This is a genomic window from Mycobacterium asiaticum (assembly GCF_001673635.1).
GTDB lineage: Bacteria > Actinomycetota > Actinomycetes > Mycobacteriales > Mycobacteriaceae > Mycobacterium > Mycobacterium asiaticum_C.
The window spans coordinates 1-22,250 of sequence record NZ_LZMH01000074.1; the positions used below are offsets into that span (position 1 = coordinate 1).

The window sequence follows — 22,250 nt, forward strand, 5'->3', positions numbered from 1 at the left end:
TGGACTGGGCAGACTACGTCGGTGATCTGCGCGAGCGGGACGCCTCAGCCCCAGCGATCGAGGACGTCGGCGACGGGTAGGCCCGCGGCCAGGGCCGCCATCAGCAGCACGCGCGCCTGCGGCGGGCCCAGTCGCGGCACCAGCAGCGCGCCCGCACGCGCCAGGTCGTCGCCCGGCCCGTAACCGGCGCTCACCCGGCCGCTGGGCACCCGGGTGGACACGGCGACCGTCACCCCGGCGCGGGACAGGCGCCGCACCCCGTCGACGACGGCGACCCCGGCGTTGCCGGAACCCAGAGCCTCCAGCACCACCGCGCGAGCCCCGGCCGCCGCGAAAGCGTCCAGCGCGACCGCGTCACTGCCCAGATACGCCACGGCGATGTCGACCCGGGGTGCCCCGGCCGCCCGGATGTCACCGGCGAACGGTCGAACCTTGGCTCCGGTCAACGACACAACGCTGTCGGCGGTGCCGAGCAGCTGCCCGGCGAAACCACTGAGGTCCTGGGTTGCGGCCTTGCGCAGTCCCAGCGGTCGCAGCACCCGGCCGGCGAAACACACCAGCACTCCCAGCCCGCGGGCGGCCGGGTGGGCCGCCACCGCCGCCGCGGCCCGCAGGTTGGCGGGTCCGTCCGCGTCGGGCGCATCGGCGCTGCGCATCGCACCGGTCAACACGACCGGAACCTCACCCGAATAGGTCAGCTCCAGCCACAGGGCGCTCTCTTCCATGGTGTCGGTGCCATGCGCGATCACGATCCCGTCCGCACCGTCGGCGATCGCGGTATGCACCGCATCGCGCATCCGGTCCCAGTCCGGCGGTGTCAGTTCGGAACTGTCGACGGCCATCAGGTCGACGACGTCGACGTCGAGTCCTTGGGTGAGGTCGGCGCCCGAGTGCGCGGGCCGGCGCACGCCGTCGGCGCCGGTGCTCGTCGAAATCGTCCCTCCGGTGGTGATCACGGTGACGCGGCCCATCAGGGGATCATCCCGCACCCGCGGCGGCTTAGTGGATGATGGTGGGGTGCCTGACGAACCAACAGGGTCCGCCGATCCGCTGACTTCAGCCGGTGACGCCGTGTCAGCCCACGAACCCGAGGCAGCCCCGCCGCCCCGGCGGCTGCGTTTGCTGTTGGCGGTTGCGGCGGTGGTGCTTTCGCTGGACATCGTGACCAAGGTGCTGGCGGTCAAACTGCTGCCCCCGGGCCAGCCAGTGTCGATCATCGGGGACACCGTGACCTGGACGCTGGTCCGCAATTCGGGGGCCGCGTTTTCGATGGCCACCGGCTACACCTGGGTGCTGACGCTGATCGCGACCGGCGTGGTGGTCGGCATCTTCTGGATGGGGCGTCGGCTGGTCTCACCGTGGTGGGCGCTGGGGCTGGGGATGATCCTGGGCGGCGCGATGGGAAACCTGGTCGACCGTTTCTTCCGGGCACCCGGGCCGCTGCGCGGCCACGTGGTGGACTTTCTGTCGGTCGGCTGGTGGCCGGTATTCAACGTCGCGGACCCGTCCGTGGTGGGTGGCGCCATCCTGCTCGTTGTGCTGTCGATCTTCGGGTTCGACTTCGACACCGTGGGCCGGCGCAACGCCGAGTCGAAGGAATGACCAACCGCTCGATGCCGGTCCCCGAGGGGCTGGCGGGTATGCGCGTGGACGCCGGGTTGGCTCGCCTGCTGGGGTTGTCCCGCAGCGCCGCCGCCGCCATCGCCGAGAACGGGGGCGTCGAACTCGACGGCGTGACGGCCGGGAAGTCCGACCGTTTGAATTCGGGTGCCTGGCTGCAGGTTCGGCTGCCGGAGCCGCCCAAGCCGCCGGAGAACACGCCTGTCGATATCGAGGGCATGACGATCCTGTACTCCGACGACGACATCGTCGCCGTCGACAAACCCGCGGCGGTGGCCGCGCACGCGTCGATGGGCTGGACCGGTCCGACCGTGCTGGGCGGACTGGCCGCCGCGGGCTACCGGATCACCACATCCGGGGTGCATGAGCGGCAGGGCATCGTGCATCGCCTGGATGTCGGCACCTCCGGGGTGATGGTGGTGGCGATCTCCGAACGCGCGTACACCGTACTGAAGCGTGCGTTCAAGCAACGCACCGTCGACAAGCGTTATCACGCGCTGGTGCAGGGACATCCAGATCCGTCCAGTGGCACCATCGACGCCCCGATCGGCCGGCATCCCGGCCCGGAGTGGAAGTTCGCGGTCAAGCGGGATGGCCGGCACAGTATCACCCACTACGACACCGTGGAGGCGTTCGTCGCCGCCAGTCTGCTCGACGTGCACCTGGAGACCGGTCGCACGCACCAGATTCGCGTGCACTTCGCCGCACTGCATCACCCCTGCTGCGGTGACCTGGTCTACGGTGCCGATCCCAAGCTGGCGAAAAGGCTTGGTCTGGAACGGCAGTGGCTGCACGCGCGGTCGCTGGCGTTCGCCCATCCGGCCGACGGCCGCCGGGTAGAGATCGAGGCCCCGTACCCGGCCGACCTGGAGCACGCGCTGGGCGTGCTACGCGCCGAGGGGTGACGGTTTGCGCGCCTCGACGAGGACGCGCGCGGCATGCGCGACGAACGGCCCCTCGTGCTGGATGCGCTCGTGCAGTGCGCGTAACCGCTCGCGATAGCGGTCGACGGTGAAGTCGGGCACCGTCCAGATCACCTTGCGCAGGAAGTAAACGACGGCGCCGATGTCGAAGAATTCCTGGCGCAGCCGCTCGGACCGCATGTCCACGATCTGCAGGCCGGCCGCTTCCGCCTGTGCCCGCTCGTGATCCGGGTGCCGCCGCGCCCACGCTTCGGGCTGCGGCCCGATGAAGTATTCGACCAACTCCGAGACAGTGGCCGGCCCGATGTGCTGGGCGAGGTAGCTGCCGCCGGGCCGCAACACCCGCGCAATCTCGTTCCACCACACGGTGTTCGGATGGCTGCTTGTCACCAGGTCGAAGGCCTCCTCGGCGAACGGCAGCGGCGATTCGGTGGGTGTGGCGACCACCACCACACCCCGCGGATGCAGCCGTTTGGTCGCCAGCGCCGCGTTGGGCGGCCAGGACTCCACCGCCGCCATGGTGGGCGGAAATCGCTGCGCCCCAGCCAATACCTCGCCGCCACCGGTCTGAATATCCAGGGCGGCAGAAACTTCCGCCAGACGACTACTCATCAGCCGCTGATAACCCCAGGACGGCCGCTCCTCGGTCGCGCGACCGTCGAACCAGGAGAAGTCCCATCCGTCGAGCGGGACTGACTCGGCCTCGGCCACCAGGTCTTCGAATGTCCGATGCATGAAGGTAACTATCCAGGAAATGGCGTACTGCACAACCACTCCGCGCCAGCCGGGTGAGAAGGGTCAGAGTTGGTGTTTCCCAGCTTTACCGTTCACCTGCGCCAGAGTGCTCCAAATTTGGCATGTGCCGTGCGAATAGATCTCCACGATATTGCCGAACGGGTCCTCGCAATAACACACATAAAACCCGATGCCAGGAGCGAACTCCCACACCGCGCTGCGTTGCTTACCGCCGCTGTCAGCTATCCGCTTCGCCAGGCTCTCGACATCCGGATCGATGACGCAGAAGTGGAACGTGCCCGTCTTCTGCAGATAGAATTGCGTGTTCTCGTCTGCACCGCGCTGCTCGGGCTTTGGGTCCGAGAATTCGAATATCTCAAGACCGACTCCGTTTCCGGCGTCCATCATGGCGATCCTGCCGGATACGACGTGTGGCCCCAACATGTCCGCAACCAACCCGCCGAAGTAGCCCTCGCCCGCGGTGTACTCCTGTGGTTCGTGTAAGAGCTGAAATCCAAGCACGTTTCGATACCAGTCAATCGCGGCGTCGGCGTCCGTCACGGTTACGCCTACGTGGGTGATGGTTCGTGGCGGCTGCAAGCCCCAAGCCGATCCGGTCATGCGCTGTCCTCCTGTTGCGGCGAGGTGGCTGCGGCGGCCACACCGCGTAGTCAACGGCGGAGGTGGCGACAACGCCGTACGAATACCGGAATCCGCTACGGATGCGGGCGCTTTGCTATACCGGGGCGGATCATCTGTTGGTTGTGCCGTTCCAGTAATCCCGTGGCGTCGAGCCGAATCGATTACGGAACTCCTTGATGAAGTGCGAGGCGCTGGTGTACCCCACCCCATGGGCGATTTCTGACACACCGAGGCGACGATCGATCACGAGTTCGCGCGCTCTGTTCAGCCGCACATCTTTGACGTACTGGTACGGCGATGACCCGGTCACCTCGCGGAACGTCCTGGTGAAGGCGGACGGGCTCAAGCCCACCTGCGCGGCCATCGTGGCAACAGTGATCGGATCCGCCAAGTGGGCGTTGATGTAAATCAGTGCGGCACGAATCGGATTGCCCGCTGCCTGTTGCTCGGCAAAGTGGAGCATCCGCGCAAACTGTTCTCGCTGCAATACCCGGTAGACCAGCTCCCGCTGATACAACGGTGCCAGGACGCGTCGCTCGACGTCGGTGGACAGCGACCGCAGAAATCGCAGCACCGAACTCAACACCTCGTCGTCGAGGGTGGAAATCACACAGGTCTCGGCGAGTTCCCGGAGAGCGCCCGTCGAGATGCGGCGCTGCCCGGGCATCTTGTCCGAGATGCTGCGGACGGTGGAGGGGTCGATCTCGAGGACCAGGCACAGGCAGGGCCGGCCGGGTGAGGCCTCGAGAACCTCGCTTTGGAACTGTAAGTCGCCGTTGATGACCAGATAGTTGAACTGGTCATAGACGTAGCGTCTGCCCTTGTCGATGACCGCCTTGCGGCCCTGGGCGACGACGCCGATCGACAGTCCGCGAATCTCTTGCCACTCGGGTTCGGTGGGCTCGGTGAAACGGTAGATCGTCAGGCCCGGCCACAGGCCGACGTTCGCGCCGACATGCACCGCTCGGGTAGTTAAGTCGGCGACCAGATCACCCGACGTTATGTGCTGCTCGATGTGCTCGGTGGCGGTCAACGCGGCACCTCCTTGCGCAAAGGTATCCGACGGCAGACCCGTCCGCTCGGTGACAGCCCCGGGCCCACCGATATAGCCGTCGTGGCGGAATCGGCAAACATCGAGCAGGAATGTGATACCCCGGCGCTCGAGGATCAGGTTGGCTATTTCTATCGCCCCGGGCAGGCGTCGAAACGTTCATCGTTGAAATCGAGGAGGGATCATGCCGATGCGGGCAGCGCGCATGCACGGTTACAACCAGCCACTGCAGATCGATGAAGTGCCGGTGCCCGACGTCGGGCGTGATCAGGTTCTGATCAAGGTGGCCGCTACCGGCATGTGCCGCAGCGACTATCAACTCCTCGATGGTTACTTCCGGGACGGCCTGCCAGTGGAGTTGCCCTTCATTCCAGGCCACGAAGTGGCGGGAACCATCGCCGAGGTAGGCGCGGATGTGCCGGAATCCGCGGCGATCTCCGAGGGGGATCTCGTCGTGGTAGACCCGAACTGGGGCGACGGCACCTGCCGCCAATGCCACGAAGGCAACCAACAACTGTGCACCGATGGGCAACTCGTCGGCTTCGGCCCGAACGGGGGCTTCGCCGAATACATGGTCGCACCCTACGACCACGTCATCTCCGTTGCAGATCAACCGGATTCTCAACCCGAGTACTTGGCCCCGCTAACCGATGCCGGGCTCACCCCGTACCGGGGGATGAAGAAGCTGCGCGACGCGGGCAAGCTCGGCGCCGGTCGCACCGTGGTTGTCAACGGCATCGGTGGCCTGGGCAGCTATGGGGTTCAGTACGCGCGGCTGCTCGGTGCTGGGGCGACAGTGCTCGGCTTCGCGCGGAGCGACGAAAAGCTCGCTGTCGCAAGGGAACACGGAGCCCACCACACCGTCAATGTCCGGGACAAGTCCGCCGAAGATGTGCAGAACGAGCTGGAGGACCTGACCGGCCGGCGCACCGTCGATGCCGTCCTTGACTGCGCCGGGTCTCCGGAGTCGTTGGGGTTGGCGGCCGCCATCCTGGCCACCGAGGGCGCGCTGTCCCAAGTTGGCCTGATGGGTCAGCGCGTAGAACTGCCCCTGTTCCCCTTCGTCAGCGGGGAAAAGTCCTACTACGGGTCGTTCTGGGGCAACTACAACGACCTGCGCGAGGTCTTGGCCTTGGCCAGCCAAGGTTTGATCAAGCATCGTGTCGTCCCAGTCAAACTCGAGGACATCAACGAGACTCTGGAAGCCTTGGGTCAGGGAGACATTGTAGGTCGCGCGGTGGTCGTCTTCGACTGATCAGCAGTTGATCACCTTGTCCGGCAGACGAATTCGGTGCCGCTGAGATTCAAGGTCACCTCGCCCTGGTGTTCCCAGTATTCCGATCCCTGGCGGCCGTACCGGGCGCCGCTACCGGAGGGCTGAATGAACAGAATGACGCGGTTGCCCTTCCAATCCAGCACCGCCGTCTTCGGTTCGAGCTGGTTGTAGAACTGGGCGGTCAGGGTGCCGGCGTCCGGCGGGCAGTCGTAGGACACGACCGGCGGCGCGGCAGTGGCCGGGTCGGCGATGGCCAACTCGACCAGCCGTGTCTGGTAGGCCTCCAGCACACATGGCCGCATGTCGGCATGGTCCGCGCAGCCGTCCCTGGTGGCGACAAAGGCGTTTTGCGCGGCCGTGAGCGCGGGCTGGTCAGCGCCGGCGCGGGTCAGGGCCTGCTGATAAGCGGTCTGCACACGATGGTCCAGGTCAGTCAATTGTGTTTCGCTGCAGATCAATTGCTGCGCCTTGTTCGTGGGTTTAGCGCAATCGAACGTGCCGGCCGCGGCCGCGGGCGCGGCCGTCGTGGTATTGCTTGTGACGGAACTTGTGCGGGAAGAGGTGGGAGAACTGGGCGGGGCCTGCCCGCCGCAGGCGGTGACGACGAACGCGGCGACCAGGCAGACGGCGAACAGTTTCACACCGTCGACTATCCCGCACGTTGGGGAGTTCGCACGCGAGGCGCTCAGACTTTCGTGCTGCTGCTTTCGCCCGGTGCGATGTCTGAGGCCAGCGGCGCTATCGCTATCACACCTGCCTGCCTTTGAGCCGGCTCATATTGGTCCCGCTGAAGAAGCCGGCCAGTTGGGCATCGGCGAGCACGCGATCCTAGAAGTCGTCGACGACGGTTTCGATCGCCTGGTAGCCGCCGATCCGGTCGTAGATGCTGAGGCGTCTGCGGAGTGGGAAAAGCTTGAGTGGCGGCATCGCCCCAGTCGAACATCTGCCGGTTGCTGGACAGTTAGTCCGCCGTCACCACCGGATTATCCGGCGTTACAAGACGATTGTTTACATGCCGGCAATCTGTATAAATTGGCCCGCCGATGTCCTAGGTTGGCTTCATGACCTGTGTCACACCGTCCACACCGCCATCAGGAGCAACTGTCAATGAATCTTGGTGACCTCACGAATCTGGTCGAGAAGCCGTTCGCGGCTGTGTCGAACCTGATCAACACGCCGAACTCCGCGGGTCGGTACCGGCCGTTCTACTGGCGCAACCTGCGCGACGCGGTGCAGGGCCGCAAGCTCGAGGACGCGGTGGAAGGCAGGATCGCGCTGATAACGGGCGGATCTTCGGGCATCGGCGAGGCGGCCTCGCACAAGATCGCCGAGGCGGGCGGCACTGTGGTTCTGGTCGCTCGCACCCTGGAGAACCTGGAGAAGGTCGCCGACGACATCCGCGGCAACGGGGGCACCGCCCACGTGTACCCCTGCGACCTGTCCAACATGGACGCGATCGCCGAGATGGCCGACAAGGTGCTCGAGGACCTCGGCGGCGTCGACATCCTGATCAACAACGCCGGACGCTCGATCCGCCGTTCGCTGGCCCTTTCCTACGACCGCATCCACGACTACCAGCGGACCATTCAACTGAACTACCTGGGTGCGGTCCAGCTGATCCTCAAGTTCATCCCCGGTATGCGCGAGCGCGGCTTCGGCCACATCGTCAACGTCTCCTCGGTCGGTGTACAAACCCGCGCACCGCGGTTCGGCGCCTACATCGCCAGCAAGGCCGCGCTGGACAGCTTGTGCGATGCGCTGCAGGCCGAAACCGTCAGTGACAACGTGCGATTCACCACCGTGCACATGGCACTGGTACGCACGCCGATGATCAGCCCAACCACCATGTACGACAAGTTCCCGACGCTGACCCCGGATCAAGCCGCCGGCGTGATCACCGATGCGCTGATCCACCGGCCGCGGCGGGCCAGCTCGCCGTTCGGGCAGTTTGCCGCGGTCGCCGACGCCGTCAATCCCGCCGTCATGGACCGGGTGCGCAACCGCGCCTTCAGCATGTTCGACGATTCCTCGGCGGCCAAGGGCAGCGAAGACAAGGGTGATCAAAAGGATCTCGATCGCCGCAGCGAGACCTTCCTGCAGGCGACCCGCGGGATTCACTGGTGACCTCATGAGCCTGCCCAAACCGAACAAGAACGCGACCGTCGTCATCACCGGCGCCTCCTCGGGCATCGGCACCGAACTGGCCAAGGGCCTCGCCGGCCGCGGCTTTCCCCTGGTCCTCGTCGCGCGCCGGCGCGAACGCCTCGACGAGCTCGCCGAGCAGTTGCGTGCCTCCGACAAGGTCGAGGTGGAGGTACTGCCACTTGACCTGTCCGACACGGCATCCCGCGGGAAGCTGGTCGACCGCCTGCGCACCGATCCGATCGGCGGGTTGTGCAACAGCGCCGGATTCGGCACCAGCGGCAAGTTCTGGGAGTTGCCCTTCGAACGGGAAAGCGAGGAAGTCACCCTCAATGCGCTGGCGTTGACCGAGCTCACCCACGCGGCACTGCCCGGCATGGTTGAGCGCGGCGCCGGCGCCGTGCTGAACATCGCCTCGATCGCCGGTTTCCAGCCGATCCCGTACATGGCCGTCTACTCGGCCACCAAAGCGTTCGTCTTGACGTTCTCCGAGGCCGTGCAGGAGGAACTGCACGGCACCGGGGTGTCGGTCACCGCGCTGTGTCCCGGTCCGGTGCCCACCGAGTGGGCGCAGATCGCCGATGCCGAGCGGTTCAGCCTCCCGGTGTTCCAAACCACGCCGCATGAGGTCGCCGAGCAGGCGATCAAGGGCATGCTCGCCGGCAAGCGCACGGTGGTGCCGGGCACGGTGCCCAAGGTGGTCAGCACCAGCGGCAGGCTCATTCCGCGCAGTCTGCTGCTACCTGGCATCCGGATCGGTAACGCCCTGCGAGGCGGGCCGGGCCGCTAGCCGTCCGGCGGTATCTTCAAGACCCGGCCGGGCTGAACGAGCTTGTCTGATCTGTCGGAGACCGCTGACGTCAGGACGTAGAGGTTGTTCGTGGAGTCGAATGCGACGTCGTAGCTGTTCGCGACCAGGGGCACTTTGACGACGCTGCCACCGTCCACCGGCCATTCAAAAAATCCGCGGCCGAAGCCGTCGGCGATGAAGATGTTGCCCGCGCTGTCGAACGCCACATGCCGAGGCTCGATGAGGTCGGGGATCGGCAGCGCGGTCGCGGCAGTGGCGCCGGCCGCCAATTTGAGTATGCGGCCATGGCCCGTGCCCTTGACGCCGGCGCAGATGTAGATATTGCCGGCTTTGTCCACCGCCATGCCCCGAGGCAGGAAGATGTCACTGAAAGCCAGGTCGGTTGGCCGGTTTTCGCCGGGGGCCAGCTTTTTGGCGCCGTACTTCAGCGCCATGTCCTCGGTCAGCAGACCCCCGACCGCGTAGACGTTGCCTGCCGTGTCGACCGCGATGGCCTGGATCGACGAGAACCCCCGGAACGGCAATCGGATCGCCGTGGACTTGCCGGCCTCGATGAACCAGACCTGGGCGCCCACACTGACGTAGATGTTGCCTGCCTGATCGACAGTCAGGTCCGACGCCGAACGCAGATCCACGCCGGGGAACTCGAGGGTGGTGGGGCCGCTTCCCCCGGGCGTCAGCTTGAACAGTTGCGCGGGGTTCGAATCGAACATGCCGGCGTCGGGCGGTGGCGCGATCGAAGCCAGAACGTAAATGTTCCCCGCACCGTCCACCGCAAGGCTCTTCGTCGGATACATTCCCGGGAAGGGCAGTTCGATGGGTTGGCCGGCGTAGGTGCGCCGCGGCCCCGCGGGGGCCACCGTCGAAGTGGTGGACGCGGCCGGGGTGGAACCGCTGTGATGGACGAGTCGCGGAATGGCGATGGCCCCGGCCACCACCGCGCCGACGATGACGACGACGGCGAGCACCGGCGCGAGGCGCCGTCGCCGACGCCGCGGAGGTGGCGACGGTAGCGGGATCGGGCGGGAATGCGGATACGACACCGTGGGGGAGCGTCCATAGCCGGGATCCCATTGCGGCGGTGGAGGATTGGGGCTCGGTGGCGGGGGTGGCAGGTCGATGGTTCGGGTCGCGGCCTCTGACGGGCTAAACGGCGCGGGTGGGCCCACAGCGAGGGCGGCCCGGGCGGCGGCCACCAGTTCGGCCGCGCTGTGGTAGCGATCGTCGGGATTGGCGGCCAGTCCCTTGGCGACCACATCGTCGAACGCACCGGGTAGGCCGGCACGCTGCTCGCTGGGGCGCGGAACCGGCACGTCGGGACCGGCGGCCTGCGGGGGATGCCCGAGCAGGCACTCATACAACACCGCCGCCAACGCGTCGACGTCGCCTCGGTAGGTGGCCTCGGTGTTGGTGACCAGCGAGCGAGTGCGCTCGGTGGATGGCGTGGACCCACCACGGTCGCCGAGGAACACCGAACCGTCGCCGGCGAAATAGATGGTGTCGGTGCTGACGTCACGGTGCACGGTTTGGCTGGCGTGGGCGGCGTCGATCGCGGCCGCAACCCGGCTCACCACGTCGATCGCCCGCGCGGGATCAAGCGGGCCGCCCTGTGCGAGCACGCTTTTCAGGCTCTGGTTGGCCATCAGCTGGCACCGACCTTGAGCAACCGGGTGTTCTCGGTCAGGTAGATGTTGCCTGCGCCGTCGATTGCCACGCCGCCGAATGACTGGTTCTCCGGCGCGAAGAGCTGGGTCGATGTGGTGGCACCGGCCGGGAGCTTCAGCAACCGTCCCCGGTTGTCGGCGTTGTCGATGACGTACATCGTGCCCTGACCATCGACCGCGGCGCCCTGCGCCCGACCGAGCTGTCCGAACGGTAGTTGAGTCGGATTCGTATCGCCGGGAGCCAGTTTGAGCACTCGTCCCGACTGCAGGGCATAGACGTTGCCGGCGCCGTCGACGGCGACCCCTTCGTACATCCCGCTGCCGAACGGCAGCACGGTCGGGGTGGTGGATCCCGCCTCTAGTCGGAGCACCCGATCGTTCGCGGCGACGAATACCGTTCCGGCGGCGTCGGCCGCTACACCGTTGGGAAACAGCCGGCCGAACGGTAACTCCACCGGGTCGGCGGCGCCGGGGGCGAGCTTCCAGACCTTTCCGACGTTGTCGCCCTTCTGGAAGTCGGTCACGTAAATACCGCCGGCGCCATCGACACTGATCCGCTTGGGTCGGGTGAGCCCCCTGAACGGCACCTCGACTGGGGCGGCGGAGTCGGCGGCGAACCGGTAGACGCGGGCGGTGCTGGTGTCGACGACGAAGATGTCCCCGCCCGGGCCGATCGCGACACCGCCGAGTTCCCCGTACCCGATGATTGGCAGGCGGGTGGCGTTCAATGGCGGCGCGGCGCTGGTGACCGGCGCGGCGCTGGTCGGGCTGGCGCTGGCGCTGGTGCTCGGAGTTCGGCGCTCGGTGGGCCCGGGTGCGGCCACCACCGCGATGACGGCAGCGGTGACGGCAACCAGCGCAAGCGTCCCAACGGCGAGCAAGGTCCCGCGACGGGACTTGCGGCGCAAGGGCTTTGGTGCCGGGACGGGAGGCCGGGCAGCGGGCGGAACCGGTGGTGGGGGCGGGCTCCAAGGACGTGTGGTGACGGCTTCCTCGGGACCCCAGCCGCCCTGGTGCACCGGAGTGCTCAGGGCTCGTTGCGCCGCGGCGGCCAATTCGCCGGCCGTGCGGTAGCGGTGCGCGGGCTCTTTCGCCATACCCCGGGCGATGACCTCGTCGAAACCGACCGGAATGCCTGGGTGGTGCTGGGTCGGCCGCGGCGGCGGGGAGGTGAGGTGTGCGGCGACCAATGCGGGGATCTCGGTCCGGCCCTCGTACGGTGCGGATCCGGTCAGGCATTCGAACAGCACGCAGGCCAGCGCGTAAATGTCAGCGCCCGGCGTGATCTCGCCGGAGGCAAGACGTTCCGGGGCCAGGTAGGCGAACGAGCCGATCGTGGTGCCTTCACTGGTGAGCTTGGTGTCGGTGGCCGCGTTGGCCAGACCGAAGTCCACCAGACAGGCGAAGTCGTCATTGCCGAGCAGGATGTTGGCCGGTTTGACGTCGCGGTGGATCACGGTCTCGGCATGTGCGGCGTCCAGGGCCGCGGCGATCTGGCGCACGATGTTGACCGCCCGCGCCGGGCCCAGTGCACCCTCGCGGTCCAGGGTGCTTTGCAGGTCGGTGCCGTCGATGAGCCGCATGTCGATGTAGAGCTGCCCGTCGATCTCGCCGCAGCCGTGGATGGGCACGACATGTGGATCGTGCAGTCGCCCAGCCGTGCGGGCCTCGCGAAACAGCCGTTCCCGAAACGCCGGGTTGTGCGAATAGCTGCTGGACAGCAACTTCAGCGCCACCACGCGGTTCATTGCGGTGTCCTCGGCCTCGTAGACTTCGCCGAACCCACCGGTGCCGAGCAACCGTCGCAAGATGTACGGCCCGAACCGTGAACCCACCCGGGAACTCGAAGTCATTGCGCGGTACCTATTTCCAGCACCTTGCCGGTGGCGCACCCGTCGCCGCGATGGCAGTCGGCGACATAGAGGTTGCCGTCCTTGTCGACCGTTAACCCGAACGGATAGTTCAGCCCGGGAAAGGGCACCGGGGTGGCACTTGTGGCGCCGGGAGCCAGCTTGAAGATCCCGCGTCCCTCGACGTCGGAGACGTAGACGTTGCCCCTGTTGTCCACCGCCACACCGTAAGGCTGCTGGAGCCCGGCGAACGGCAGTTCGGTGGGGGTATCAGCGCCGGGGGGCAGCTTCAGTACGTGCCGGTCCTCGCCGTCGGCGATGTAGAGATTGCCGTCGTTGTCGACGGCGACGCCCGCCGGCGCGTTCAGCAGCGTCGTCGGCATCAACGCAGTGGCGCTCGTCGCGCCGGGAGCCAGCCGCAGTACCTGCCGCGCGGCCGTGTCCGCAACATAGACGCTGCCGTCCTTGCCGACGGCCACCCCTTCCGGTCGGATCAGGTGTCCGAACGGCGCCAGGGATGGCCCACGCGCGCCCGGCGACAGCTTCCACACGCCCGGACCGTGCAGGTCGGCGACATAGACATTGCCGCCCGGGTCGACCGCCAGGCCCGTCGGCACCAACTCACCGAAGGTGAGCTCGGTGGCCGACGTTTGACCGGCCGGCAGTTTCAAGACCCGCCCCTCGGGTGCGCGGCCGCCGACCTCGGTGGCGTAGACGGTCCCGGCCTCGTCGACGGCGACGCCGCGGGTGTTCACCAGCGCCGGGAACTTCAGCACGATCGGGGCGCTCGACGACGGCCGCTGTGCGGTGGGTGCCGCTGGCTGTGACGTTGCGGGGCCGCGCACGACCGCGATGATCGCCACCGCTGCCGCGACGGCGACGACGGTGATCGCGGCGGCGGCGATCACCTTGCGGCGCCGTGTGTTTCGGCCCGGTGGCCGCGCCCAGTCCGGTAGTGGTTGCGGCCGCCGGACCTCGGGAGGTTGCTGCGCCGGGGGAGTGGCCGCCGTCCACTCGCGGGTGGTGGCCGCGGGGTTGAGAGCCCGCAGGGCGGCCGCGGCGAACTCGCCGGCGGTGGAATACCGGGCGTCGGGATCCTTTGCCATGCCGCGGGCGATGACCGCGTCCAATTCGGCCGGGATGCCTGCGCGTCGCTCACTGACCCGCGGTATCGGCGCGTTCAGTTGCGCCTGCATCAAAGCGGCGATGTCTCGGTGCTCGGCGTAGGGCGGCGAGCCGGTCAGCAGTTCGTAAAGCACGCAGGCCAACGCATAGACGTCGCAGCGGTGGTCCACCGCGGCGCCGGAGAGTCGCTCCGGGGCGACGTAGTCGAAGGTGCCGACGGCTTTGCCGGGCTTGGTCAGCCGAGCGTCGCCGGCCGCATTGGCCAGTCCGAAATCGACCAAGCTGGCGAAATCGTCTCCGGAAAGCAGGATGTTGGCGGGTTTGACGTCGCGGTGAATCACTTGCTCGGCATGCGCGGCATCCAGCGCCGCGGCGGTCTGGCGGATCAGATTCACCGCGCGCGCCGGATCGAGCGGCCCCTCACGCTCGAGCACCGTCTCGAGGTCCACGCCGCGCACCAGCCGCATGTCGATGTAGAGCTGGCCGTCGATCTCACCGCAACCGTGGATCGGCAGCACATGGGGTTCGCGCAGTCGGCCCGCGGTGTGCGCCTCCCGGAAGAGCCGCTCGCGGAACACCGGATCCTGCGAGTAGGCACCGGTGAGCAACTTCAGCGCCACCGCGCGGTGCATGGCGGTGTCCTCGGCTTCATACACCTCGCCGAACCCGCCGCTGCCCAACAGACGGATCAGCCGGTACGGCCCGAACTGCGAACCCGTCCGATCCTCGACCACTAACCCTCCCTCCGCTCGGCCGACTCCGGCAGCTACGCCGCCGAGCGTAACCGCGCTGCCGTTACTCTCGCGACATGGCTTCTGTCGAGGTGACCTCTGATGTACCCATGAGTCCGCAGGACATGTGGGAGCGCGTGTCGGATCTGTCCCAATTGAGCGAATGGCTCGTCATGCACGAGGGCTGGCGCAGTGAGGTGCCCGAGGAGATCAGCGAAGGCACCCAGGTCGTCGGTGTGGCCCGCTCCAAGGGCCTGCGCAACCGGGTGACGTGGACGGTGACCAAGTGGGACCCGCCGCACGAGGTCGCGATGTCCGGCGAGGGGAAGGGCGGAGCAAAATACGGCGTGCGGGTCACCGTGACCCCCCACGAGGACGGTTCCACCATGGGCCTGCGCCTTGAGCTGGGCGGGCGGGCCCTGTTCGGCCCGGTGGGCAAAGCCGCCGCCCGCGCCGTCAAGGGTGACGTAGAAAAGTCACTGAAGAACTTCGTCGAGCTGTACGCGTAAAAAGCCATCAAGACACACTCGGCGACACGCCGATGCGGTGTCGGTACCCGGTCATAGACTGGCGTCCCTATGAACCAGTCGAGCTTCGTGCACCTGCACAACCACACCGAGTATTCGATGCTGGACGGTGCCGCGAAGATCAGCCCGATGCTGGCCGAGGTCGAGCGGTTGGGGATGCCCGCCATCGGCATGACCGACCACGGAAACATGTTCGGCGCCAGCGAGTTCTACAACACCGCCACCAAGGCCGGGATCAAGCCGATCATCGGCGTGGAGGCCTATATCGCGCCGGCTTCGCGCTTCGACACCCGCCGCATCACCTGGGGTGATCCCAGCCAGAAGTCCGACGACGTGTCCGGCAGCGGCTCCTACACGCACCTGACGATGGTGGCCGAGAACGCGACCGGCCTGCGCAACCTGTTCAAGCTATCGTCGCTGGCCTCCTTCGAGGGCCAACTGGGCAAGTGGTCGCGCATGGACGCCGAACTCGTCGCCGAACACGCCGAGGGCATCATTGCCACCACCGGCTGCCCGTCCGGAGAGGTGCAGACCCGGCTGCGGCTCGGGCACGAGCGCGAGGCGCTGGAGTCGGCGGCGAAGTGGCGCGAGATCTTCGGGCCCGACAACTACTTCCTCGAACTGATGGACCACGGCCTGTCGATCGAACAGCGAGTCCGGGAGGGCCTGCTGGACATCGGCCGCAAGCTCGGCATTCCGCCGCTAGCCACCAACGACTGCCACTACGTCACCCGCGACGCCGCCCACAACCACGAAGCGCTGCTGTGCGTGCAGACCGGAAAGACGCTGTCCGACCCCAACCGGTTCAAGTTCGACGGTGACGGCTACTACCTCAAGTCAGCCGCCGAGATGCGCCAGCTGTGGGACGGTCAGGTGCCCGGCGCGTGCGACTCCACCCTGCTGATCGCCGAACGGGTGCAGTCCTACGCCGATGTGTGGACGCCGCGCGACCGGATGCCGGTGTTTCCGGTGCCCGAAGGACACGACCAGGCGTCCTGGCTGCACCACGAGGTGATGGCCGGCCTGAAACGCCGGTTCCCCGACGGCGTCGGCCAGGACTACATCGACCGGGCCGAGTACGAGATCAAGGTCATCTGCGACAAGGGGTTCCCCGCCTACTTCCTGATCGTGGCGGACCTGATCAACCACGCGCGCTCGGTCGACATCCGCGTGGGTCCCGGCCGTGGCTCGGCGGCGGGGTCGCTGGTGGCCTACGCGATGGGCATCACCAACATCGACCCCATCCCGCACGGTCTGCTGTTCGAACGCTTCCTCAACCCCGAGCGCCCGTCGGCCCCCGACATCGACATCGACTTCGACGACCGTCGTCGCGGCGAGATGGTGCGCTACGCCGCCGACAAATGGGGCCACGACCGCGTCGCCCAGGTCATCACCTTTGGCACCATCAAAACCAAAGCGGCGCTGAAAGACTCGGCCCGGATCCACTACGGTCAGCCCGGCTTCGCGATCGCCGACCGGATCACCAAGGCGTTGCCGCCGCCGATCATGGCCAAGGACATCCCGCTGTCGGGGATCACCGATCCCAACCACGAGCGGTTCAAGGAAGCCGCCGAGGTCCGCAGCCTGATCGAGACCGACCCGGACGTGCGCACCATCTATCAGACGGCGCGCGGTCTGGAAGGGTTGATCCGCAACGCCGGTGTGCACGCGTGCGCGGTGATCATGAGCAGCGAGCCGCTCACCGAGGCGATCCCGTTGTGGAAGCGGCCGCAGGACGGCGCAATCATCACCGGCTGGGACTACCCGTCGTGTGAGGCCATCGGCCTGCTGAAGATGGACTTCCTGGGCCTGCGCAACCTGACGATCATCGGCGACGCGATCGAGAACATCAAAGCCAACCGGGGCATCGACCTCGACCTCGAGTCGGTGCCGCTGGACGACGGGCCGACCTACGAACTGCTGGGCCGCGGCGACACGCTGGGGGTGTTCCAGCTCGACGGCGGGCCGATGCGCGACCTGCTGCGCCGCATGCAGCCCACCGAGTTCAACGACATCGTCGCCGTCCTGGCGCTGTACCGGCCCGGCCCGATGGGCATGAACGCCCACAACGACTACGCCGACCGCAAGAACGGCCGCCAGCCGATCAAGCCCATCCACCCCGAGCTCGAAGAGCCGCTGCGCGAGATCCTCTCGGAGACATACGGTCTCATCGTCTACCAAGAGCAGATCATGTTCATCGCCCAGAAGGTCGCCTCCTACACCATGGGTAAGGCCGACGCGCTGCGCAAGGCGATGGGCAAGAAGAAGCTCGAGGTGCTCGAGGCGGAGTACAAGGGCTTCTACGAGGGCATGACCAACAACGGCTTCTCCGAAAAAGCGGTGAAAGCGTTGTGGGACACCATCCTTCCATTCGCCGGATATGCCTTCAACAAGTCGCACGCCGCAGGCTATGGCCTGGTTTCCTACTGGACCGCCTACCTGAAGGCCAACTACCCGGCGGAGTACATGGCGGGACTGCTCACCTCCGTCGGCGACGACAAGGACAAGGCGGCGGTCTACCTGGCGGACTGCCGCAAGCTGGGCATCACCGTGCTGCCGCCGGACGTCAACGAGTCCCTGGTCAACTTCGCCTCCGTGGGCAAGGACATCCGCTTCGGGCTGGGAGCGGTGCGCAACGTCGGCGCCAACGTGGTGGGCTCGCTGATCAAGACCCGCAGCGAGAAGGGCAAGTTCACCGACTTCTCCGACTACCTGAACAAGATCGACATCTCCGCGTGCAACAAGAAAGTCACCGAGTCGTTGATCAAGGCGGGCGCGTTCGATTCGCTCAACCACCCGCGCAAGGGACTTTTCCTGGTGCACACCGACGCCGTCGATTCGGTGCTGGGCACCAAGAAGGCCGAGGCGATGGGCCAGTTCGACCTCTTCGGCGGCTCCGACGGTGATGGCGCCGGTGACGCAGTCTTCACCATCAAGGTGCCCGAGGACGAGTGGGAGGACAAACACAAACTCGCCCTCGAGCGCGAAATGCTGGGTCTGTACGTGTCCGGGCACCCGCTCAACGGGGTGGCACACCTGCTGGCCACCCAGGTCGACACCGCCATCCCGGCGATCCTGGACGGCGACGTCCCCAACGACACCCAGGTACGCGTCGGCGGCATCCTGGCCTCGGTCAACCGGCGCGTCAACAAGAACGGGATGCCCTGGGCCTCAGCGCAATTGGAAGACCTGACCGGTGGCATCGAGGTGATGTTCTTCCCGCACACCTACTCCAGCTACGGCGCCGACATCGCTGATGACGCGGTGGTGCTGGTCAACGCCAAGGTCGCCATTCGCGACGACCGGATCAGCTTGATCGCCAACGAGCTTGTGGTACCCGACTTCTCCAACGCCCAGCCCAATCGGCCGCTGGCCGTCAGTCTGCCCACCCGGCAGTGCACCATCGACAAGGTCAGCGCACTCAAGCAGGTGCTGACCCGGCACCCCGGCACGTCCCAGGTGCACCTGCGGCTGATCAGCGGGGACCGGATCACCACGCTCGAGCTCGATCAGTCGCTGCGGGTGACCCCATCGCCGGCGTTGATGGGCGATCTGAAGGAGCTGCTCGGACCGGGCTGCCTGGGCGCTTAGGCGAACTCCACCCGCACAATCGCGCTGTCTGGCCACACGCCCCGGTCGCGCGCCCGTCGCAGCTTCTCCCGCAGCGGCAGATCGCGATGCACATTGGTCACGCCCGGAATCTTGAGCAGCGGCACGATATTCCACTGCCAGCCGTACCGCCGGTGCAGGATGCCGTTGGCGCGTTCGGCGTCGGGGCCCGCCAGTATCGTGGCGCGGCCGGTGACCTCCACCGCACCGGGTTGCACTCGGCCGCGGTAGTCGCAGACGGCGAGCTGCACCTCAGGGTTGTTGGCCAGCCGCTTGGTCTTGGGTCCCAGCTTCGTGCGGAACAGCAGAGCATCGCCGTCGAAGGCGAGCCAGATCGGGGTGTCGACGGGATTGCCGTCACGGCGAAAGGACCGCAGCAGGGCGTAACGGGCGTCGGTCAGCCCGGCGCGTGTAGTGGTGTGCATGGGGCCAGTCAACAACTTAGAGTTGACTCGAAGTCAAGCCTGGAGATTCGGATGCAACTGACCATCGGAGACGTCGCCCGCGACGCTGGTATCGCGGCGACCACCCTGCGCTACTACGAGCAGATCGGTCTGGTGCCCGCGCCGGAGCGCAAGGGCGGGCAGCGACGCTACGACGACTCGATCCTGAGCCGGCTCGAGGTGATCCGCCTCTGCAAGTCGGCCGGTTTTTCGCTGGAGGAGATCCAACTGCTGTTCGCCGACGAGGCGCCCGGACGCCCGGCCTCTCGCGCTCTCGCCGAGCGAAAACTCGTCGAGATCGACGCGCAGATAGCGTCATTGGCCCGCGCGCGGGAGGTCATCGAGTGGGGGATGCGGTGCACATGTCCGTCGATCGACGCCTGCAGCTGTGGGGTCCACCCCTGCTGATGGGGACCGTTACCTGTTGAAGGGCGGGGAGCCAACGCGTTGCAAATCGGTGGGTGGTCCTGCGTCCTTCGATGATCTGTCACGACTTGCCGGCTGCCCGACCGACACCGCGCAACGGCCAGTATGTTTTCAGTGCTACCAATAATCTGTTTCCGGTGATACCATCCGATTGTGTGACCAGATGTGCCTCGTCGAGGTGACACGCGCACCATCGGCCGTGAAGTGGTCGATGCGGATGATCGTTACTCATCGGAGGGAAGTCATGGAACATATTGAGCCCGAACTGTTTATTGCTGGACAGTTCCGCTCGGCTCGGGGTATCGAACCAGTCATCGAAGCCGCGACAGAGCGGCTGCTCGGCAAAGGGCCCAGCGCTACCGTCACTGACGTAGACGACGCGGTAGCAGCGTCCAGGAAGGCTTTCCCTGATTGGAAGGCGACTTCAGGGGCCGAGCGGTCGCGGATCCTCCAACGTCTGGCGGATGCCGTGGAGGCACGCGCCGACCACACGATCCAGCTGTGCACACGAGAGACGGGAATGCCGATCACGACCTCTCGGGCCTTTAGTAGCGCGCTCCCGGTTGCAGTGCTGCGCTACTACGCCGGCTTGGCGGCGCGCACCGATGAAGAGGATATCCGTTCAAATCCGGTCGGCCAGACAATCGTGCGGCGGGAGGCGGTGGGTGTAGTCGGCGCGGTCGTGCCATGGAACGTGCCTCAACTCCTCGGGGCAGCGAAGATCGGCCCTGCGCTGGCCGCAGGTTGCACTGTGGTACTGAAGCCATCGCCGGAGACCGCCTTGGACGCCAGGGTTTTCGGCGAAGCCGCAGTCGAAGCCGGCCTGCCGCCCGGGGTTCTCAACATCATCCCCGGTGGTGACCAAGTTGGCGCCTACTTGATCCGTCACCCGCAAATCGACAAGGTGACGTTCACCGGATCAACGAATGTCGGACGGCGGATTGCCGAAGCCTGCGGTCGCTTGTTGCGGCCGGTCACACTGGAGTTAGGTGGCAAATCAGCTGCCATCGTGCTGGAGGACGCTGACCTGGATCGGGTGATGGAGCAGCTGCGTCTGCTGTCGTTCGGTAACAACGGCCAGCTATGCATTGCGAATTCCCGTGTCCTGGCGCCCAAGTCGCGGTATCAAGAGGTGGTCGATGCACTGGCGGCCATGGCCCGCTCGCTGAGCATTGGCAATCCACTTGACGAAAGTGTCGATATCGGCCCGCTCGTCAGCTCACGCCAACGAAAGCGCGTCCTGGCTTACATCGAGATCGGAAAGGCGCAAGGTGGCAAGGTGGTCACCGGGGGAGGTGCACCAGCGACTCAGCGGCGCGGCTGGTACGTCGCGCCTACAGTGTTTGCCGGTGTCCACAACCAAGCCCGCATCGCTCGCGAAGAGATTTTCGGGCCGGTCGTGTCCGTCATTCCGTATGGCTCAGACCGAGAGGCCGTCGATATCGCGAACGATTCCGAATTCGGCTTAGGCGGCAGTGTCTTTTCGGCCGACGAAGATCGTGCGACCAATATCGCTCGGGCAGTTCAAACCGGAACCATCGGGGTCAACTACTACCACCCGGATGTCGGGTCGCCATTCGGCGGGGTGAAAAGTAGTGGCCTCGGAAGGGAATTCGGCCCCGAAGGACTAATCGCCTACCAGGCCACAAAGTCGATCTATCGGACGGCCGCACCCGCCGCGATCAGCTGACGACCGAACGACATTTATCAATGCCAAGCTCTGAGGAGGGACATATGACACGCACGGGTTACGACAGTTGGGACTTGCGAACAGGAGTCGGTACCACTGCCACGATGGTGGCCACGGCGCGGGCGGTGGCGACGAAACAGCTGGGCGGAGTCATCGACGATCCGTTTGCGGAACTGCTCGTCCGCGCGGTCGGCACCGATCTGTTTACCCAAATCATCGACGGCGTAGTTGATTTCAAAGATATCGGAGCTGGGTGGTTCCCCTTTTTCTTCGGAATCCGGGCGCGCGCATTCGATGACTATCTGGTCGAGGCTTGTCAGGGCGGGATTAGCCAAGTGGTGATCTTGGCGTCGGGCTTGGACTCCCGCGCCTTGCGCTTGGCGTGGCCTTCCGCGACCACGGTCTACGAGATCGATCAACCGGAAGTGATTAATTGGAAGCGCAACGTGTTGGTGAATCTCGGGCAAGAACCGTCAGTGCGACACCGAACCGTAGGAATCGATCTGCGGCAGGATTGGCCGGCAGCGCTACTCGGGGCCGGATTTGATGCCTCGAAGCCTACCGCCTGGGTAGTCGAGGGTCTCTTTGTCGGGTATCTGCCTCCCGCGGGACAGGACAGAATTCTCAACGCAATCACCGCACTGAGCGCACCAAACAGCCGCATTGCCGCCGATCACTTCATACAGCGAGACGATGTGGTCGGCAACGTCCTTGATCGACTGCACGACTTATGGCGCCAACATGACCCTAACATCAGTCTGCGCCGCTTGACCTTTCCTGGCGTGCGTCAAGACCCGGCAGTGCATCTGGCAATGCGCGGATGGAACACTCGAAATGCTCGCCTGGCAGATCTTCTCGGTTCCTATCGGCTTTCTGTGCACAACGTGCCGCTGCTACCTGACAGCGCGGAGTACTTGCGCTTCCTGACGGGGGTACTTGTTCCAAACTGATCGCGCTGGAAACGATTCGACAATATCATTGGAAA

General features: G+C 66.0%; 19 protein-coding genes and 1 pseudogene. 10 read left to right on the top strand and 10 right to left on the bottom strand.

Annotation, left to right across the window (positions count from 1 at the left end; translation table 11 throughout):
* Window positions 1-44 precede the first annotated feature (44 nt).
* A complete protein-coding gene (locus A5645_RS22365) occupies window positions 45-971 on the bottom strand; it encodes an asparaginase (protein WP_065034940.1) in 927 nt (308 codons plus the stop codon).
* A 46-nt stretch (window positions 972-1,017) separates the two neighbouring features.
* On the opposite strand from A5645_RS22365, the gene lspA reads away from it, so the two are divergent.
* Together lspA and A5645_RS22375 are read left to right on the top strand one after the other, a co-directional pair.
* On the top strand, window positions 1,018-1,602 hold the full coding sequence (gene lspA, locus A5645_RS22370) for a signal peptidase II (protein WP_065131073.1): 585 nt from the start codon (window positions 1,018-1,020) through the stop codon (window positions 1,600-1,602).
* Window positions 1,599-2,525 carry an RluA family pseudouridine synthase gene (locus A5645_RS22375; protein ID WP_065131074.1) on the top strand — a complete coding sequence of 309 codons (927 nt, stop codon included), beginning with the start codon at window positions 1,599-1,601 and terminating at the stop codon, window positions 2,523-2,525. Before lspA ends, A5645_RS22375 begins: the two co-directional genes overlap by 4 nt.
* On the opposite strand, the gene A5645_RS22380 is transcribed toward A5645_RS22375, so the two are convergent.
* The 3 genes from A5645_RS22380 to A5645_RS22390 form a co-directional block, all read right to left on the bottom strand.
* The gene (locus tag A5645_RS22380; protein ID WP_065131075.1) at window positions 2,508-3,278 is read right to left on the bottom strand and encodes a class I SAM-dependent methyltransferase; all 771 of its coding nucleotides are present in this window, start codon (window positions 3,276-3,278) and stop codon (window positions 2,508-2,510) included. The genes A5645_RS22375 and A5645_RS22380 overlap by 18 nt on opposite strands.
* Before the next feature lie 63 nt (window positions 3,279-3,341).
* Window positions 3,342-3,899, bottom strand: coding sequence for a VOC family protein (locus tag A5645_RS22385; protein ID WP_065034931.1), 558 nt, complete (start codon window positions 3,897-3,899; stop codon window positions 3,342-3,344).
* 130 nt (window positions 3,900-4,029) lie between these two features.
* Complete coding sequence (locus A5645_RS22390; protein WP_065131076.1) at window positions 4,030-4,953, bottom strand: AraC family transcriptional regulator; 924 nt, start codon at window positions 4,951-4,953, stop codon at window positions 4,030-4,032.
* Between the two features lie 202 nt (window positions 4,954-5,155).
* On the opposite strand from A5645_RS22390, the gene A5645_RS22395 reads away from it, so the two are divergent.
* Window positions 5,156-6,226: an NAD(P)-dependent alcohol dehydrogenase gene (locus A5645_RS22395; protein ID WP_081288499.1), complete on the top strand. Its 1,071-nt coding sequence runs from the start codon at window positions 5,156-5,158 to the stop codon at window positions 6,224-6,226.
* Window positions 6,227-6,237: 11 nt separating this feature from the next.
* Here A5645_RS22395 and A5645_RS22400 read toward each other — a convergent pair whose 3' ends face one another.
* Together A5645_RS22400 and A5645_RS27340 are read right to left on the bottom strand one after the other, a co-directional pair.
* Window positions 6,238-6,888, bottom strand: a complete 651-nt coding sequence (locus A5645_RS22400; RefSeq protein ID WP_065131077.1) for an MliC family protein — start codon at window positions 6,886-6,888, stop codon at window positions 6,238-6,240.
* A 109-nt stretch (window positions 6,889-6,997) separates the two neighbouring features.
* A pseudogene (locus A5645_RS27340) lies at window positions 6,998-7,174 on the bottom strand (globin domain-containing protein); the annotation flags it as partial.
* Between the two features lie 180 nt (window positions 7,175-7,354).
* Between A5645_RS27340 and A5645_RS22405 the strand changes: the two are divergent.
* Complete coding sequence (locus A5645_RS22405; RefSeq protein WP_065131078.1) at window positions 7,355-8,371, top strand: SDR family NAD(P)-dependent oxidoreductase; 1,017 nt, start codon at window positions 7,355-7,357, stop codon at window positions 8,369-8,371.
* 4 nt (window positions 8,372-8,375) lie between these two features.
* Window positions 8,376-9,179: an SDR family NAD(P)-dependent oxidoreductase gene (locus tag A5645_RS22410; RefSeq protein WP_065034928.1), complete on the top strand. Its 804-nt coding sequence runs from the start codon at window positions 8,376-8,378 to the stop codon at window positions 9,177-9,179.
* Here A5645_RS22410 and A5645_RS22415 read toward each other — a convergent pair.
* From A5645_RS22415 to A5645_RS22425, 3 genes are read right to left on the bottom strand one after another with little or no spacing between them, the layout of a single operon-like run.
* A complete protein-coding gene (locus tag A5645_RS22415; protein ID WP_065131079.1) occupies window positions 9,176-10,843 on the bottom strand; it encodes a hypothetical protein in 1,668 nt (555 codons plus the stop codon). The two genes, A5645_RS22410 and A5645_RS22415, sit on opposite strands and share 4 nt — an antisense overlap.
* Window positions 10,843-12,717 (bottom strand): serine/threonine-protein kinase, encoded by a 1,875-nt coding sequence (locus A5645_RS22420; protein WP_065131080.1) that lies wholly within the window; start codon window positions 12,715-12,717, stop codon window positions 10,843-10,845. The genes A5645_RS22415 and A5645_RS22420 overlap by 1 nt, the downstream gene beginning before the upstream one ends.
* A complete protein-coding gene (locus A5645_RS22425; RefSeq protein WP_065131081.1) occupies window positions 12,714-14,573 on the bottom strand; it encodes a serine/threonine-protein kinase in 1,860 nt (619 codons plus the stop codon). The genes A5645_RS22420 and A5645_RS22425 overlap by 4 nt, the downstream gene beginning before the upstream one ends.
* Before the next feature lie 74 nt (window positions 14,574-14,647).
* On the opposite strand from A5645_RS22425, the gene A5645_RS22430 reads away from it, so the two are divergent.
* Together A5645_RS22430 and dnaE are read left to right on the top strand one after the other, a co-directional pair.
* A complete protein-coding gene (locus tag A5645_RS22430) occupies window positions 14,648-15,079 on the top strand; it encodes a type II toxin-antitoxin system Rv0910 family toxin (protein ID WP_065034924.1) in 432 nt (143 codons plus the stop codon).
* 69 nt (window positions 15,080-15,148) lie between these two features.
* A complete protein-coding gene (dnaE, locus tag A5645_RS22435; protein ID WP_065034923.1) occupies window positions 15,149-18,688 on the top strand; it encodes a DNA polymerase III subunit alpha in 3,540 nt (1,179 codons plus the stop codon).
* On the opposite strand, the gene A5645_RS22440 is transcribed toward dnaE, so the two are convergent.
* Window positions 18,685-19,131 carry a PPOX class F420-dependent oxidoreductase gene (locus tag A5645_RS22440; protein ID WP_065131082.1) on the bottom strand — a complete coding sequence of 149 codons (447 nt, stop codon included), beginning with the start codon at window positions 19,129-19,131 and terminating at the stop codon, window positions 18,685-18,687. The two genes, dnaE and A5645_RS22440, sit on opposite strands and share 4 nt — an antisense overlap.
* Window positions 19,132-19,182: 51 nt before the next feature.
* Here A5645_RS22440 and A5645_RS22445 point away from each other — a divergent pair, with 51 nt between their 5' ends.
* The 3 genes from A5645_RS22445 to A5645_RS22455 all read left to right on the top strand — a co-directional run bounded on the left by A5645_RS22445 (window position 19,183) and on the right by A5645_RS22455 (window position 22,215).
* The gene (locus A5645_RS22445; protein ID WP_065131083.1) at window positions 19,183-19,557 is read left to right on the top strand and encodes a MerR family transcriptional regulator; all 375 of its coding nucleotides are present in this window, start codon (window positions 19,183-19,185) and stop codon (window positions 19,555-19,557) included.
* Window positions 19,558-19,819: 262 nt separating this feature from the next.
* Window positions 19,820-21,265 (top strand): aldehyde dehydrogenase, encoded by a 1,446-nt coding sequence (locus A5645_RS22450; RefSeq protein WP_065131084.1) that lies wholly within the window; start codon window positions 19,820-19,822, stop codon window positions 21,263-21,265.
* A 44-nt stretch (window positions 21,266-21,309) separates the two neighbouring features.
* The gene (locus A5645_RS22455; protein ID WP_065131085.1) at window positions 21,310-22,215 is read left to right on the top strand and encodes an SAM-dependent methyltransferase; all 906 of its coding nucleotides are present in this window, start codon (window positions 21,310-21,312) and stop codon (window positions 22,213-22,215) included.
* Window positions 22,216-22,250 lie beyond the last annotated feature (35 nt).